11 protein-coding genes are annotated in these 16210 nt (G+C 66.1%); 7 read left to right on the top strand and 4 right to left on the bottom strand.

All coding sequences use genetic code 11. The features are described from left to right. Positions 1 to 64: 64 nt before the first annotated feature. Entirely contained in the window at positions 65 to 928 is an 864-nt protein-coding gene (locus ACP15I_RS16430; RefSeq protein ID WP_424967179.1) for an LOG family protein, read from the bottom strand. A gap of 256 nt (positions 929 to 1184) precedes the next feature. On the opposite strand from ACP15I_RS16430, the gene ACP15I_RS16425 reads away from it, so the two are divergent. The 3 genes from ACP15I_RS16425 (at position 1185) to ACP15I_RS16415 (ending at position 3828) form a co-directional block, all read left to right on the top strand. Continuing rightward, entirely contained in the window at positions 1185 to 1844 is a 660-nt protein-coding gene (locus tag ACP15I_RS16425; RefSeq protein WP_424975915.1) for a hypothetical protein, read from the top strand. A gap of 64 nt (positions 1845 to 1908) precedes the next feature. Beyond that, complete coding sequence (dapD, locus tag ACP15I_RS16420) at positions 1909 to 2736, top strand: 2,3,4,5-tetrahydropyridine-2,6-dicarboxylate N-succinyltransferase (protein ID WP_424967177.1); 828 nt, start codon at positions 1909 to 1911, stop codon at positions 2734 to 2736. A 3-nt stretch (positions 2737 to 2739) separates the two neighbouring features. After that, positions 2740 to 3828 carry a peptidoglycan-binding domain-containing protein gene (locus tag ACP15I_RS16415; RefSeq protein WP_424975914.1) on the top strand — a complete coding sequence of 363 codons (1089 nt, stop codon included), beginning with the start codon at positions 2740 to 2742 and terminating at the stop codon, positions 3826 to 3828. Positions 3829 to 3966: 138 nt separating this feature from the next. On the opposite strand, the gene ACP15I_RS16410 is transcribed toward ACP15I_RS16415, so the two are convergent. Both ACP15I_RS16410 and ACP15I_RS16405 read right to left on the bottom strand, forming a co-directional pair. Continuing rightward, entirely contained in the window at positions 3967 to 4824 is an 858-nt protein-coding gene (locus tag ACP15I_RS16410) for a homocysteine S-methyltransferase family protein (protein ID WP_424975913.1), read from the bottom strand. 132 nt (positions 4825 to 4956) lie between these two features. Then, on the bottom strand, positions 4957 to 5499 hold the full coding sequence (locus ACP15I_RS16405; protein ID WP_424975912.1) for a hypothetical protein: 543 nt from the start codon (positions 5497 to 5499) through the stop codon (positions 4957 to 4959). A gap of 234 nt (positions 5500 to 5733) precedes the next feature. On the opposite strand from ACP15I_RS16405, the gene ACP15I_RS16400 reads away from it, so the two are divergent. From ACP15I_RS16400 to ACP15I_RS16385, 4 genes are all read left to right on the top strand, one after another. Further along, a complete protein-coding gene (locus ACP15I_RS16400) occupies positions 5734 to 8157 on the top strand; it encodes an NAD-binding protein (RefSeq protein WP_424975911.1) in 2424 nt (807 codons plus the stop codon). Next, complete coding sequence (locus ACP15I_RS16395; protein ID WP_424975910.1) at positions 8154 to 8783, top strand: hypothetical protein; 630 nt, start codon at positions 8154 to 8156, stop codon at positions 8781 to 8783. The genes ACP15I_RS16400 and ACP15I_RS16395 overlap by 4 nt, the downstream gene beginning before the upstream one ends. 2 nt (positions 8784 to 8785) lie before the next feature. After that, on the top strand, positions 8786 to 10282 hold the full coding sequence (locus ACP15I_RS16390; RefSeq protein ID WP_424975909.1) for a type IV secretory system conjugative DNA transfer family protein: 1497 nt from the start codon (positions 8786 to 8788) through the stop codon (positions 10280 to 10282). 73 nt (positions 10283 to 10355) lie between these two features. Then, positions 10356 to 11075, top strand: a complete 720-nt coding sequence (locus ACP15I_RS16385; RefSeq protein WP_424975908.1) for a hypothetical protein — start codon at positions 10356 to 10358, stop codon at positions 11073 to 11075. Here ACP15I_RS16385 and ACP15I_RS16380 read toward each other — a convergent pair. Beyond that, positions 11050 to 16161 (bottom strand): ankyrin repeat domain-containing protein, encoded by a 5112-nt coding sequence (locus tag ACP15I_RS16380; protein WP_424975907.1) that lies wholly within the window; start codon positions 16159 to 16161, stop codon positions 11050 to 11052. The genes ACP15I_RS16385 and ACP15I_RS16380 overlap by 26 nt on opposite strands. Positions 16162 to 16210: the final 49 nt, after the last annotated feature.

The following is a 16210-nucleotide window of genomic DNA, read 5'->3' as shown; positions in this document are numbered from 1 at the left end:
GGATATTTGGAGACTTAAGACAGGGGGCGGCGCAGGTGGGTTCGCGCGGCGCGGGCCCTACGGGTCATTCGGCGCGCAGGGAGCGTCCGGGGAGGCTGTCGCGCCAGCCGGTTTCGCCATCCCAGCCGTCGATCAGGGCGATCGCCTCCTCGGCGCTGTCGACCATGCGGAAGAGATCGAGATCCTCGTCCGAGATCGTGCCGGCCTCGGCCAAGGCGTCCCAGTTGATGATCTCGCGCCAGAATTCCGAGCCGAAGAGCAGGAAGGGCACCCGCGCCATGCGGCCGGTCTGGATCAGGGTGAGCGATTCAAAGAGCTCGTCCAGGGTGCCGAACCCGCCGGGGAAGACCGCGATGGCCTTGGCGCGCATCAGGAAGTGCATTTTGCGGACGGCGAAGTAGTGGAAGTTGAAGCACAGATCCGGGGTGACATATTCGTTCGGGGCCTGTTCGTGCGGGAGCACGATGCTGAGCCCGATGGACGCGCCGCCGGCCTCGTGGGCGCCGAGATTGCCGGCCTCCATCACGCCGGGGCCGCCGCCGGTGACGATCACGTCCTCGCGGCCATAGCTCTCCATGCTTTTCTGGGTCATGGCATAGGCGAATTTGCGGGCCTCTTCGTAGAAGCCCGAGAGATCGGCGAGGGTCTTGGTGCGCGCGCTGTCCTTCTCGGCGGGGGAGGGGATGCGTGCGCCGCCGAACATCACGATCGTGCTTTCCACGCCGCGTTCATCCAGCACCATCTGCGGTTTCAGCAATTCCAGTTGCAGCCGGACCGGGCGCAGCTCTTCGCGGCACAGGAAATCGGGATCGTCGAAGGCCAGCCGATAGGCCGGCGCGCGGGTCTGGGGGGTGTCGGGGCTGCTATCGGCGGTTTCCACGTCCTGATGGGCGTCGCGGAACGGGCCGTGCTTGTGGTCGTCTTTCATCGGGCTGCCTGCTTGTGAACATGGACGCGCCGGGTCTGGGGTGGCACGGGGGAAAGGGGGCTGGAGCACAGCATATCGCCCCAAACTGGCGGGTTTCTGTGAAAACGCAAGGGGATGCTGCGGGGCTGCGTCCTCGGGTCCGGTCCGGGGCGGGCCGGATTGTCGGTCAGGCGTGGCAAAAACGTTGCGACATCGCCGGGGATCGGGCTAAGATTTTTGCCATGGCGGCTATTCAGCCTGCCTTCGGGGGACAAGGGTGGGACTACGCATTACTGTGGGACGCGCGTCGCTGGAGGCTGCGCCGTTCGAAAGATTTCAGGATTATCAGGGGTTTGCAGAGCATGTGGCGCCACGCCTCGTGCCGCCGCCTGCGCCGTTGAACATCTGGGACCATGATCGTCAGGACTGGAAAGCGCCCGTGCCGCACGAACCGCTGGTATTGCGCCCGGCGCTGCAATGCATGGTGCCTGATGGCTTCGGGATGCGCGACGCCGCTGCCGAGCAGGCGATGATGGCGCGCTTCTGTCACGGGCTGCAGGTCTCTCCCGGCGGGCTGCGGGACGCCATTGAGGCCGAATTGCCCCCGGCGGTCTTTCCTCTCGACCTTGCGCGGGTGCTGACCGAGGAGCAGCGGCAGCGCGGCTCCTGGGAGGTGATGGGGCAGGCCCATTTCGAGCATTTCGTGCTGCGCGGCGCGGTCGGGCGGCTCGGGGATTGGATGCTGGTTACGCTGGCGGTGGATTTCACGCTCTCGGCCCGGGCCATGGCTGCCCCCCTGCGGGCCGCGAATGTCGAACGGGTGCCCGGGGATGTGGCCGAACGCATGTCCGAGTTCCTGACCCGCCACCCCCACGGCCCGGCCAGCAATGGCGCCAGCATACCCGCGCAGGGCGAGCAGGCCTCGGCGCGGCGCTGATTGCAGCGCTGGGCGGGACGGTCTATAGCCACCCAACCTGATCTTGCACGCTCGGAGGGGACCGATGTCCAACGCACAGCTCGAAACCGCGATTGAAGCCGCCTGGGAGGCGCGCGACACGATCACGCCCAACACCACGGGCGAGACCCGCGAGGCCATCGAGGACACGCTCAACGCCCTCGATAGCGGCGGACTGCGCGTCGCCGAGAAACAGGAGGATGGCAGCTGGCATGTGAACCAGTGGGCCAAGAAGGCCGTTCTGCTGGGGTTCCGCATCAAGGATATGGAACAGCAGGAGGGCGGCCCTCAGGGCGCGGGCTGGTGGGACAAGGTCGACAGCAAGTTCAAGGGCTGGGGCGACAACCAGTGGAAGGCTGCGGGATTCCGCGCCGTGCCGAACTGTATCGTGCGCAAATCCGCCTTCATCGCGCCGGGCGTGGTGCTGATGCCGTCCTTCGTCAATCTCGGTGCTTATGTGGATGAGGGCACCATGGTCGACACCTGGGCCACGGTCGGCTCCTGCGCGCAGATCGGCAAGAACGTCCACCTGTCGGGCGGGGTCGGCATCGGCGGTGTTTTGGAGCCCATGCAGGCGGGCCCGACCATCATCGAGGATAACTGTTTCATCGGTGCGCGGTCGGAAGTGGTCGAGGGCTGCATCGTCCGCGAAGGCTCGGTGCTGGGCATGGGGGTCTTCATCGGCCAGTCCACCAAGATCGTGGACCGCGAGACCGGCGAAGTCATGTATGGCGAGGTGCCGCCCTATTCTGTGGTCGTGGCCGGGTCCATGCCGTCGAAGAACGGCATCAACCTCTATTGCGCGGTCATTGTGAAACGCGTCGATGAGCGGACCCGCTCCAAGACCGGGATCAACGAGCTCCTGCGGGACTGATCCATGGGGCGCGGTCTGGTTGCATCGCTTCTGACCGCGCTTTTCCTCGCCACGGGCGCTTTGGCGTCTGAGCCAGGCGTCCACTGCCTGCAGTCCGTGTTGAACGCGGCTGGCCATGATGCCGGTCCGGAGGATGGTGAGATCGGGCCGCGCACCCGCGCAGCCCTGCGCCGGTTTCGCGCGGAGACCCCGCTTCCGGTCCTCCAATCCCTCACGCAGCGCAACGCGGTGGTCTTTTGCCGGTTGGCCGGGGAGGCACGACCAGAGCTCAAGCAGGTCTGGCCCGCGCGGGCGCAGCGATATGATGTCCGGTTTGGCGATGACGTGGATGCCGCGAACCGCCGTGACATCCGGACCGGGCTGGCCTTGTTCGAAGCCCTGCTCGAAGAGATGTCATTCCCGGAACTCCCGCTTACGGTGGATGTGCACATCGTCGGAAACAACGCAGATTTCCGCAGCGCTCTGAAGGCCGACCATGGGTTTTCCGACAAGGAGGCAGAACTCTGGTCCGACACCTCGTGCCGCGGGCCCGGAGACTGGGATGGGGTACACACCTGGAGCGGCGTCCTGATCTGTCTCGGTTCGGGGTCCGGTCCCGCAGACCGGGTGCGGCGACCGGATGTCTGGCGTGTGCTCGCCCATGAGCTGTTCCATGATGCGGAAACCCAATTGGCGGGGAAACGCCTCCGAACAGAGCTTCCGAACGGGATGGTCAGCCCGCTCGGCCCAGCCTGGTTCCGGGAAGGCAGTGCAGAGTTCGTCGAATGGGCGATCACCTATGGTCTCTCGGATCGCAAGCGCATTGGTCGGAGCGTCGGCTGGTTCTCGGATGGCTACCGGGCTGGCTTGCCGCCTCTGGAGGAGTTGCGCTTGTTTCCCCTGGAGGGGCGTCTGGCGTCCGAGGCCTATGACGCCGGCGCTCTCGCGGTCTATCATCTGACGGATCGAGGCTATGAGGGTGCCATCGCGGATTACTACAAGGGGATCGGTCTTGGTCTGGAACCGAGCCGAGCGTTCGAGGCTGCGTTCGATATTGGTCTTGTCGAATTCATGAACCATTTCGCGGAGGTCGCGCCCTCCGCCTCCGAGTAGCGCGGCGATCGGTGTCTGCGGGCCAGCCATGCGGAGCGTTTCGATGCGGCAAGTGCCTCGCGTCCGAGATCGGTGGTCGCCAGGCAGGACCGGGCGTTTGCGCGCGGGTCGGTTGGCAAACCGGCCGGAGGCGCGGGTTCAGGTCAGCCGCCGGGACAGTTCCGCGATATGGGCGGGGCCGACTTCGCAGCAGCCGCCGATGATCGTGGCACCCTTGGCGGCCCAGTCTTCGGCGAAGGCGGCATAGGCATCGGGGGTGAGGTCCGCGCGCGCCGAGAGGTTCTTGACCGTCGCGCCGACCTGCACGAAGCTCTGGGTGATCCGGGTGAAGCCGTTGGCATAGGCGCCGAAGGGGATGTCCACCCCGCGGATTACGTCGAGGGCCGTGCTCACCGCTTCGGGGGTGGAGCAGTTCACCAGCAGGGCATCGACCCCGTCGGCCCAGTCCATCACCTCGTCCAGCGGCTCGCCCGAGCGCAGTTTGGTTCCGTCCACATCATCCACCGAGACCGCGAGCCAGACCGGCTTGCCATGGCCGAAAGCGCCGGTCAGCGTGGCGCGGATCTGTGCGATGGATGCGGCGGTTTCGATCAGGAACAGGTCCACGAGCGGGGCCTGAATGCGGCAGATCTCTTCGAAGCGGTCGATGGCATCCTCTGGCAGGCGGTCGGTCTGGTAGGAGCCGTTCAGCGGGCCGAGCGCCCCGGCCACGCGTCCGCCACCGGCCGCATCCCGGGCCTCTGCGGCGAGGGTGCAGGCGGTGCGGTGCAGGCTGTCGAACTGCGCATCGAGCCCGGCGGGGCGCAGCCTGTCATGGTGGATGCTATAGGTGTTCGCGGTGGCCACGCTGGCCCCGGCGGCGAAAAAATCGTCATGGACCGCGCGCACCAGCTCGGGCGTGTCCAGCATCACCTGGGTCGCCCAGAGCGGTGTCGGCTCTGCCGTGCTCCGCGCGATCAGTTCCTGACCCATGCCGCCATCCAGGATCGTGATCATTTGCCATCTCCCACTTCGTATCGGCACCAGATGGGGCGCGATGGGGGCTCTGTCCAGTGACTTTCTGCTGAGTCGGGCGCGCACAGGCCCGATTTGCGCCGCGCGGCGGGCGGGGCCGGAGCGTTGGCGCGGTCACGGGACCCAGGTGAACCCGTCCGCGTCGAACCTGAGATGCAGCACGGGCTTGGCCGCCGCGCGCGCCGCGGCGACCACCGATCCGGTGCCGCCCGGTTTGCCCGGCGCACCGTCCCAGATCGCGAGGACCCGGTCGACCCGCGCGACCAGCGCTATGGCGAGCGCGGTCCAATCCACCGGCGGCGTCTGTCCCAGCGTTTCCACTTGCGCGCGGGCGATGAGCGCGTCGAACCGCGCGGGGTCCATGACCGGGGCGATGTTGGCGCGCCAATGGGCCTCTCCCGCAGGGAGCAGCCCGAGCAGCCCGCGATCGGCGGGCCAGGCCTCGGCGGTGATGGTGTCGGCCCCCTCGGCGAGACAGGACATCAACCGGCAGGCAGGATGCACCCGGGCGAACAGGGACCGGCTCAGGATCGCCAACTGCTCCTGATGGGGTGGGGTCAGGCGGTCCAGCCGGTGACCCGTCACGCCGAGCACCCCTTCGGTCGCAACAAAGCCGCGGGCAAAGGCGGGGACGGGGTCTGGTTGATCTGCGGTCATGGCGCGCTCGGCCCCTCTTGGTGCTGGTTCGGCACGGTTTTTTCTAGGCGCGCTCCGAAACTTGGTGTTCACTCCCCCGAAAGGCCCGGCCCCGTCCGTGGTCAGGACGCGACGACACAAGACGAGACAGGCGCGCGGGGGCTTGTGCCCATGGATGGCCCGGCGTGACCCGGCAGAGGATGTGAGACGATCAAAGGCAGTTTTCCTACAGTCCGACAAGTCCTGAACTGGCTGTTGCGGTATCTCGGCGTTCTTCTGTTCTTCGTGGTTTTGGGCACCGGGTACTACGGCTACCGGATCTGCGACCCGGAGGACGGGTTCTGGCACACGCTCTACAAGTCGGTGCAGCACTTCGCCCTGACCTCGGAAATGACCTGCGCGATCGATCCGAGCGCTGGCGCGGGCTCGGGCCAGACCGCGATCAACCTGTCGCGCTTCGGGGCGGCCTTCCTGCTGATCTTTGCGGCGGTGCGGCTGCTGTCCTCGTCGATCTGGACCTATTGCAAGCTGTGGACCCAGTCTCTGAACCTGTTCGGCGACCGCCATGTCCTGATCGGCTATGGCGCGGTCAACCAGGAGATCGCGCGGGAGCGGGTCTCGAAGGGGTGTCGCCTGACCATCGTCGCGCGCAGCTTCGATGATGCGGCAAAGGCCTTTGCCGCGAGGTATCGGATCGTGCTGGTGGATCGCGACATTCGCGACGAGAACGCCTTGCAGGGCCTGTTTTTGCACCGGGCGCACAGGGTGATCATCGCCGCCGGGGATGACAGCCTGACCATGGAGACCGCGCAGATCGTCTCGGGGATCCTCAAGGCCCGGCAGCCCAAGGCCCGGACCAAGGACATCGTCTTTGCGCATTTCACCAATGCCGAGGTCCATCGCCAGCTTCAGCTGACCTCGGATGCGGGGATCAAGGCCGAGCGCGGCTATCAGGGCTTTGCCATCCGGGAAGAGACCGCGCGCTACTTCTTTGCCCGGACCTGGCTGGCCGAACGCGCCGTGCGGGCGCAGCCCGCCCCGGGGCAGGCCCGCCCGCAGCTGCATCTGGTCGTCGTGGGGGCCGGGGATCTGGGGATGGCCATGACCCGCGAGGCGGTGATCCATGGCTGTTCGGCCCGGCTCGGGCGGCCCAAGGTCACCGTCGTCGACCGCGATCGCAGCGGTGGCCGCGACCGGTTCCGGGCGGTGATGCCCCATCTCTTTGACGGCACGCTGCCGCCCGAGGACTGTCCGGATATCCAGTTCGTGCAATGTCTGGCCGAGGATCTGTGCCAGGAGGATCTCAAGGACGGGGTGCCGATCACGGCGTGGATCCTGTGCTGCACGGATGATGCGACCAATATGGCGCTGGCCATGCGGCTGGAGAGCGAGATGCGGCGCGGTCTGCGCCCGCCCGCGCCGATCTATCCGCGGGTCTGGCAGTCGAATGTCCGCGACGGGGGGCGCCACCGGATCGGGCAGGAGGATCCCTGGCATCTGGTGGCACCTTTCGGCGGGATGCAGGATGTGATCCCCACCCTGAGCATTCTCGACGATACATGGGGTGACATCGCCAAGAGCATCCACGCGCATTACGACGCCACCGTGCAGGACAACCTGCGCAAATCCGGGCTGAGCGATGTGCTGCGCCAATACGGGCCGCCGCCCTGGGGTCCGCAGGACGGACCACCGGAGCCGGATCGCGCCCGGCTGACCGCCGCCTGGCACAATGAGCGGCAGCGCTTTCGCGGTGCTTGGGCGGATCTGACGGATGATGCGAAGCTGGCCAATCAGGATGCCGCCTATCAGGCCGCGCTGCGCCTGTGGGAGCTCGGCTTTGACTGGAAGACCCGGCACCGGGGCGGTTTGCCCACCCTTGGCCATGCGGCGATCGACCGGATCTTTGCGCCCGAACGGCTCGCGGATCTGGGGCCGGAGACATCGCTGGGCGCGGTCTGCGCGGCGGAGCATCGGCGCTGGATGGTCGAGCGGGCCATGCGCGGCTGGTCCGCGGTCAAGCCGGGGGAGCGTCGCCGCAACGCGATGAAGCTCCATGTCGATTTCCGCCCCTATGCGGAGCTCTATGATCTGGCCCGGCACCCCGCCGCGCCCGAGGCCCTCACCGCGCCGGAGCGGGCCGCCAATGCGCAACGTCTGGATGCGGCGAGCCTGCGCGGGATCGTGGCCGCGCTGGAACAGGTGGAGCAGGGCTATCCGGCGCGGGAGGTCACCTTGCCGGACAGCGTTCCCCTGCTGGACATCCCGCGCCTGCCCGAGAACAGCGCGGTGATGGTGATCGATGTCACCACGCCGCCATCCTTTGCCCCGCCCACCGACGCCGAAGGCCCCGAGGCCGAAGCCCGCGCCCGTGCAGAGGCCGAGGCGTATGCGCAGCGCGCCGTGGCCTGTGTCGAAAGCCTGCGGAGCTGGGCCCGGCCCAATACCGACGCCCCCTCTCAGGACCGGGCCTTTGCGATCCACCTGCGGGAGACCGCGGAAGGGGCCTTTGCCCACAGCCTGCACCGGGCGGCCTTCGAACGGCTGCTCGAGATCTGCCACGCCTATGACGTGGCGCTCAGCGTCGCGCATACGGATCTGACACAGGCGCGCGCCGCCATTGCCCGGGATCCTTCCGGGAAGGGGCCCGAGACCCGGAAAGACACCACCGAGACACCATGACAGACAGTTCATTCCCCGCCGCCCTTGATGGCGACTGGCACGACATTTCCGACGAGACGGCGCGTCTTCTGACCGAGCGGATCTACGATTTCGGCGTGCTCTCCCGCAAACGCAGGGTCCGCAGGATGCGGGCCATGGCCCTGCCGTTCTTTGCCGAGCATATCCTGTGCGATATGGAGACGACCCAGATGGGGCAGGCCACGGAATGGGTCTCCTGCCTCTATGGGTCGGACGGGGCGCGGGCGCTCACCGGGGATTCCGCCGTGATCCACGGGATCAATGGGCGCGAGGATCCGAACCTCGCCGATCCGGCGCTCGAGATGGCCTATCTGCAGTTTTTCTGCCGGTTCGTGCACGGAGACGAGGGCCCGTTCGAGATCGTCACCGGACCCGAGCAGGTGGCGGGTAACGTGGCGGCCAAGATCGCGCCCCCACGCAAGGATGCCGAAACCGGGCTCTGGTCGGCTTCGGTGCTCTATGGCGGGACCCTCTTCGAGGCTGCCTTCAAGATCGAGACCAATGGCCAAGTGAACATGGAAAGCGATACGCCCGTGGCGGAAGACGTGGGCCGCGTTCCGGATGTCATTTTTGACAAGGCGGCGCGCCGCCTGCGCAGGGAGGCGTGAGCATGCCCAACCGATCCCTTCCCTTTCCCGTCGATGTGGTGCTGCGGAAATACCCGCCGCAACTGCCCGGCGACGGCCTGCTCGTGGGCTGGTCCATGGAGGCCGAGCACGCGCGCGCGCCCGTCGGCTTCAACTTCGGAGATCCGGATATCACGCCGCAGGACGGCTATGTCGACCCGATCCTGATGGATCCCGAGGGCCATCTGATCACCATCGCGCCGACCGGGGCGGGCAAGGGGGTGGGTTGCATCATCCCCGCACTTTTGCGCCATAACGGCCCGGTGATCGTCGTCGACCCCAAGGGGGAGAATGCCGCCGTCACCGCCCGCGCCCGCCGGGAGCGGGGGGAAACCGTGGTCGTGCTCGACCCGATGGGCATCACCGGCGAAGAGCCGGGCGGGTTCAATCCGCTCGACCTGATCCGCCCCAACAGTGCCGAGAGCGTGGATGAGGCGACCGCGCTGGTCATGGCGCTGCTGCCGGACAGTATCGACGGCACCAAGAACCAGTTCTGGGTCTCGCGGGCGCGCCAGCTTCTGCTGGGTGTGGTGCTCCATGTGGTGACGGATCTGCCGCGCGAGAAACAGACCCTGATGGAGGTGCGCGCGATCATCCACGAGATGACCACGCAGCAGGCGGTGGTTGCCAAGCGGCTGCGCCAGTCGCGGCACCCGGAGGTCCGCCTGATCGAAGGCGCGCTGTCCATCGGGGCGTCCGAGACCCTTGGCGGGATCATCGCCTTCGCCCAGGAGGGGATCGATTTTGTCCGCGGCCCTCTGGTGCAATTCGTACTGGAACACTCGACCTTCGATCTGGAAAAGATCGTGCGGGGCGATCCGCTGTCGCTCTATATCGTGATGCCGCCTCATATGCTGCAAAGCCATGGCCGCGTGCTGCGCCTGTGGATCGGGGCCCTGATCCAGTTGATCCTGCGCCGCCGGACCAAGCCGCCGAAATCTACGCTCTTCGTGCTGGACGAGGCGGCACAGCTCGGCACGCTCGACGAGTTGCGGACCGCCATCACCCTGCTGCGCGGCTACGGGTTGCAGACCTGGAGCTTCTGGCAGGATGTCAGCCAGCTCAAGCAGCTCTACCCGCTGGACTGGCAGACCATGGTCAATAACAGCCGGGTGTTTCAGGCCTTTGGCGCCAACAATCTCAGCGCGGCCGAGAGCATGTCCGAGCTGGTCGGCTTCGTCTCGGGGCGACAGTTTCTCGACATGGAACGGGGCGAGATGCTGTTGCAGATTGCCGGGGACGAGGCGGTGGTCGCGCGGCTGCCGAATTACCTCACCGACCCGGTTTTCGAGGGGCAGTTTGATCCCAACCCCTTCTTCGACCCCGATTTTGAACCGGCTCCGCCGCCCCGGATGAGCCGCGCCTATCTGCGCAAGACCCGCACCATCGCGGATCCGGGATCAGATGTGCAGGCCAGATTGCGCCCGAACCCGCTGGACCGGTACATCCATGACCGGCTTCTGAAGGAGCTCACGTCATAGGCCGCGGGCCTTGGGGCTATGCGGGGCGGGCATTTTTTGCTGAACTGGCCCTGCGCGAACATAAGGGACAACGATGAAAACAATCGCCTTGAAGCCCGGATTTTCTGACGCACGGCTCGTCGTTCCCAACCCGTTCGAAGGGGTCTCGCCGGACCCGGTTCCCGAAGGGATCAAGGCCGCGACCCAAGCCCGGGACCTGCAGACCTGCCGGGCCTGCGGCTTTGCCTCCGACCGGTTCATGGAGGTGGTCCCGCGCGTTGTGCCCGCCGTCGTGCCGGAGGATTACGTCACCCTTTGCCGGGCGTGCTGGTTGGTCGAGAATCTCGACGTCGCGGCGATGAATGCCGCAGGGGATCCGATCTGGGCGCCGGAGCTCGACCAGCTCGAGATCAACCGCACCATGCCGCTTCTCTATGTGCAGCGGGTCTCGCCGCAGGGCCATGGGCGCGGGGCCATCGACCGCGTCGTCGAGATCTTCAAGGAGCGCCGGACCGAGGCCCTGACCCGGCTGGGCGGCAAGGAGGGCGACAGTTTCGTGGAGGTTCTGTCCAAGGGTTCCACCTCGGCGCGCCCCTCGGAGGCGGTGCTGGATCAATGGGACAGCGGGTTCCGCTTCTGGCCGCTGGATCGCTGGATCCAGCGTGCGGGTCAGCACGAGTTCAACGCCTATCCCAGCATGATCGCCCATTGGCGCCGTCGGCTCGCGACGGACACCCCGGGCAATTACGGTGTGGCCGCGATCGCGCAGGACTGGCTGACCCGGCTGTCTAGGACAGGGGACAATCAAGCTTGAAGGGCAGGTCGGCGGCGATGGGCTCGTCCTCGACCATCCTGACCATGCCGCCGGGCTGGACGGCGAATTGGGCTATGAAGATCGCGTTGGAATAATAGATCACGGCGTTGACCAGATAGTCCCCCTGCGGGTTCATCCCGTCGAAACTGAGCGGGCGCGCGGTCCCCTCGACGACGCTGCGCAGGGTAGGCTCCCGGATCGAGAGCAGCGGGTCCGCGGCATCCTCGAGCACGTAGAACGGGCCTTCCTCGCCGCGCACGAAGAAGCAGAAGTAGCGCAGGTAATCTGCCACGTTCTGTTCATTGATCTTCACCGGAGCCTTGGCGTTCACCTCGTGGATCGGGGGCGATGTCCCGTTGAGCCGGAACAGGTTCTCGCCATCCCGCAGATAGCACAGGGCGAGCTTGGGCTTTCTGAGGCTCTTGTCGCGCAATTGGATCAGCTCGACCGTGTCGTACCAGGGCAGGCTGCGGCGATGGCATTCGACAGTCTCGAGGTTCAGTTTGTAGCGCCCGTCCACCGGATTGATCTTCTCGATGAAGGCGGCAAGCTCCTCTCCGGCGACGGGCTGCCAGAGGGCCTTCTTGCGATCGTGATGGGCGTAGACATCGCTGGCCAGACCGTGTCTGCGCGATTGGGTGACCGTGTCGACCGTGCCCGACTTCGGGGGGCGGACCCTCGGGACGGGCGCCGGGGCAGGTTTCACGGCGGTATCGTCCCGGGCTGAGGCCTTGTCCTGACCCGTGGGCGGCGGGGCGGGGGCCGGGGCGGGTGTTTCGGCCTCCGGCGGGGCTTGGGGGAACAGGATCTCTTCAAGCCGCGCCGCCGGTTTCAGCGGGACCTTGGGCAGGACCTGCTGCTGGCGGGCGCGCTGACCGCTGTAATAGACCGAGAGCGGTATCTGCGTCACCGGATCTGTAATGTCGCCGTCGCCCGAGGCCGTCAGCAAAAGCGCAGCACAGTCGAACTGACCATGCTCGACCGCCTGCCAGACGAGCTTGGCCAGGGGCAGGGATTTCACGCCGGTATTCTCGATCAGCTGCGCCAGTGAGCTTTCCGCACCGGCCAGGGTCGCCAGGGTATGGGCGGTGATCTCGTCCCGGTCGCGCATGGGGCGTTGCGGGATCACGCTGTCCTCGCTCAGCAGCCACGCGACCAGCTCGTGATGGTCATATTGCGCCGCGATCATCAGGGGGGTCAGGCCGCGCCGGTCATAGCCATCGACCGGATAGCCCAGCTTGACCAGTTTCTGCGCAATCGGGGTGGAGCCTCCGCGTGCGGCCATGTGCAGGGCCTCGGGGCAGTCGGTCACCAGCGCGTCCCCGCCCCACGCATCGAGCAGGACCGAGGCGCTCCGGAACCGCCCGGCCAGACAGGCCAGCTCCAGCGCGGTCAGGCCCTTCCCGTCGGTTGCGCTGTGATCGAAGGCGCCGTGGGACAGAAGGATCGAGAGTTGCTTCATCTGCCCGTTGGCCGCCGCGACATGCAGGGGGGTGCGGCCGAAGACATCCCTGAGATCCTCGGGCAGATCCGAGTTCAGCAGGAACCGCGTGAGATTGTCGAAATCCTCGGCTACGGCATCATGCAGCAGCGTGAGCTTCTGGGTGTCAGTCACGCGGGAGCGATGGACATAGTCGAATTTCCGCGCCGGGTCATTGCCCGCGATCAGCATCGCCGCCGACAGGTCATCGCGCCGGACCGCCGCCTGAAGCGGCGTGTCATTGGAGGTGTCACGCAGGGTGAGATCCGTCACCCGCGCCAGCAGATCGACGCACTCCGCGTGCTCTTTCTCGATGGCCATGTGCAGGGGCGTCTTGTTGCGACGGTTCTGCGTATTCGGATCCGCGCCGGCCTCCAGCAGGGCCTTGAGGCAGCGCGTGTCGTTCTTCTCCACGGCCACATGCAGCGCTGTCCACTCCGCCAGCTTGAGCTGGGTCATGTTAGGCACCGGCTTCTCGAGCTCGGTCCGGATCTTGACGATCGTCTTGCTGTCCCAGGCGTAGTTCATCTTGGCATTCGGGCCGGGCGCGTCGCCGCGCGCCATCTCGTGGGTGAGATAGCTGGCGGTCACCGGATGGCCGTGCAGCACCGCAAAATGGAGTGCCGTGGCCCCGGCCGCATTGGGTTGGGTAACGGGGACGCCCGCCTCGACAAGGGCCTTCACGAAGTCCAGCGCGCCATTCGCCGCCGCGATATGGAGCGCGGTCATCCCGAAAGGCTCCTCGGCATCCGGATCGATGCTCGTGTTCAGATCAGCCCGGCCGATGAGACGGTCGAGGGAGGTGCATTGCCCCTGGGAGGCGGCGAACATGGTCGGCGTCCAGCCAGACTTGTCGCGCACATCCGGAGGGGTGTCGCAGTTGTCCAGATAGAATTGGACCAGCGCAGAGCGCCCATGGCTCGCCGCCAGATGGATCGGGTGACAGGGCCGGTCGCGGGGGATGGCCCCGGCCTTGATCAGCTTCTGCGTAAAGGCAACATCCCCGCCGATGGCGGCGAAATGAATGGGGTAGTAGCCGTCATCCACCTCGATGTCGGCCTTGGCACCGAATTCGAGCAGCGTGTCGAGCACCTCGTGGTTGCAGTTGAAACAGGGGGCGATAAGGGCCGTGCGGCCGTCCTCGCGCGTGATGTCCACGGCCTCCGGATCCGTGCTGAGCATTTTGCGCAGGATGTCCGCGCGCCCGTAAAGCGCCGCCAGATGCAGGCGCGGGGTCTTGAAGCGGGACTTCTGCACGATCTCGCGCGGTTGCGAGACCTCGTGCAGCACGGCGAGGCAAAAATCCCGGAGCATGGCGTCCTTCGGCTCCGGCTCCGGGGTGAAATAGGTGTTGAACCGGTGAATCCAGCGCCCCAGCAGATCGCAGGCCGCGCTGCCATGCTCAGCCACCTGATAGGTGTCGAGGGCGCGCCCTTCCTTCCAGCGGCGCGCGTCCACTTCCATCTCCTGCGCCAGACGATAGAGCGGGCGTTCGCGTTCCATGAACTCCGCCGCTTCGGGCCATTTCTTGAGCACGGTCTCATGGACCAGCCGGACCTTGCCCTCGCCTTCATCCATCAAGAGCCGGTACTTGCGCAGGGCCCGGGCCAGCAGCGCCTCGTCCCCTGTGCTGGGCATCTGGATGGCGGGGAGGGAAAATTGCGTGTCCTCCTCGGCGCCCCCGCCCGCCCAGCGCACCAGCTTGCGCAGCAGGTCGTCCAGCGTGCTCTCCTGGGTCTTGAGGGCGTTCTTCTGTTTCGCCTCCTGCATGGCCAGCTCGGCCAGCTTCGAGATCACCCCGTCCAGGTCGGCATGCTGTTTCGCAGCCGCCAGCGTGATCTTGACCGGGCTCGTGTCATAGCCCTGGCGCGCCGCGGCGAGCTGCATGTCCGCCGAGGCATCCGTCTGGCCGTCCGGCCCTTGGGGCGTGGCGGTCTTCTCGTGCTTCTTCTTCCAGCCCGGCTCGCCGACCTCCAGGTGGATTTGTTCCAGCACCAGCGAGACAAGCGGCATGACGCGGCCCGCATAGCGGCCCTTCTCGTCGGATTCGATCCGGCGCACTTGGGCCAGCAGGTGGGACAGCAGATCATCCGCCAGATAGCTGTGATTGATGATCTCGAAGGGGCGCATCATGATCCCGCGCAGGTCCTTGGCGCTGGGCACTTTCAGATCGTATTCGTGGCAGGAGGTCCGATCCCACAGAGGCGCGAGCTTGGGATGCTCCTGCATCTTCTGCAGCCGCCGCTCCCGCAGGGTGGCGGCCACGAAGATGTGCCTGGCGGCGGGGGCCTGCACGATGAAGTCGACGAAACTGGCCCATGGTGCCTTGCGGTCCCGGTCATGGAGCATGTCCACGATTTCCTCGAACTGGTCGATGCCGAGGATCAGGCGATGGGGTTGTCCGGTCTCGTCGGACTGGCTTTCGGCAACCAGCCGGTCGAGGGTGTCGACCACGAAGGCACCCCGGGCCTCTTGTGCGCAGCTTTCATAGGCGCGGGACTGTGCCTTCATGACATCCGGGCCGGGCAGGGCCTTGTAAAAGGTCTGGTGGATCGCGGTGATGGCCAGATCAAACAGCGCCTTGAGCGGGTCATTGCCCGGCGACAGGGCGGCTTTGGACAGCAGTTGGTTGGGGCGGAACACGGCCTGGCTGTAGCGCCCGGTGACGCGAAACGAGGTCACCAGCTCGCCGATGATGCCCGCTCGCAGGAAGGAGGACTTGCCGACGCCGGAGCTCCCCTTGACCCAGTAGAATTGCGGCGCCTCCGGGGTTTCGAAGGCCCGTTCGATCAGGTTGACCGCCGCTTCCACCTCGTCCTCGCGGCCAAAATAGGATGCGTGGTCCTTCACGTCGTAGCTGCGCAGACCCAGGAAGGGATTCGTGCCGACCTCCGCATGGCTGCCGGTGAAGCCGTTATTGCGCAGCCAGTACCGGTAGGCCTCTTCGATCTCGTCATGCTGCGGAATGAAGCGCAGCTCATGGCCGGACAGGTTCAGGTATTGCGCGAAATTCGCCAGCATCTGCCGTTGCAGGGACAGCTCATCCTGGGCCTGCCGGAGTTTCTTCTTCTGTTTCTTGAGTTGCGCGTATGTGTCATCCCAGAGCTGGTCATTGCCCCAGGGCGCGTCCTCTGCATCGTCGAATTCCAGCACCTCCTTGGGGGAGGCGAAGCACAGGAAGGAGGGCAGGCGGCGTTCCGAGCCCTGCGCGTCGAGGCGGGCCTGCCCGGAGATCGCGCAGAGCACCTCGAACGTGCTGCCGGTCAGGGGAAACCCGCCATCCTCCTCGGCGCCGTCGATCCATGGGTGGACGAGGCGATAGCGCTTGCCGTTTCGCTTGATGCCGCTGATCAGGTCCGGCAGGTCGCTGAGCATCCCCTTGTCCGAGTTGGAATGCAGATCCTTGCCGATCTTCTCGCCGAAGAAGGCAACGAGCCCTTCCGAGAGCTTGTCATCCGGGCGGCAGATCAGCTCCTGGATGGGCTTGGAATCCGTATCCTCCAGCTCGGCGTCTTCGTATTTGTAGATATGGATCCCGAGGGAGCGCCCGCCCTGCCGGTTCATGTCCTCGAAGATCGACGAGGCCATGCGGCGCAGTTTGACCATGTCTCCGGGCGACGCAACGAATAGTGACGGTGTGTCCAGACTCGGAAAA

Origin of the sequence: Dinoroseobacter sp. S124A (assembly GCF_049801015.1) — a bacterium.
Taxonomy (GTDB): Bacteria; Pseudomonadota; Alphaproteobacteria; order Rhodobacterales; family Rhodobacteraceae; genus Dinoroseobacter.
The sequence above is the reverse complement of the archived record's forward strand: the minus strand, read 5'-3'. Positions and strand labels throughout refer to the sequence as shown.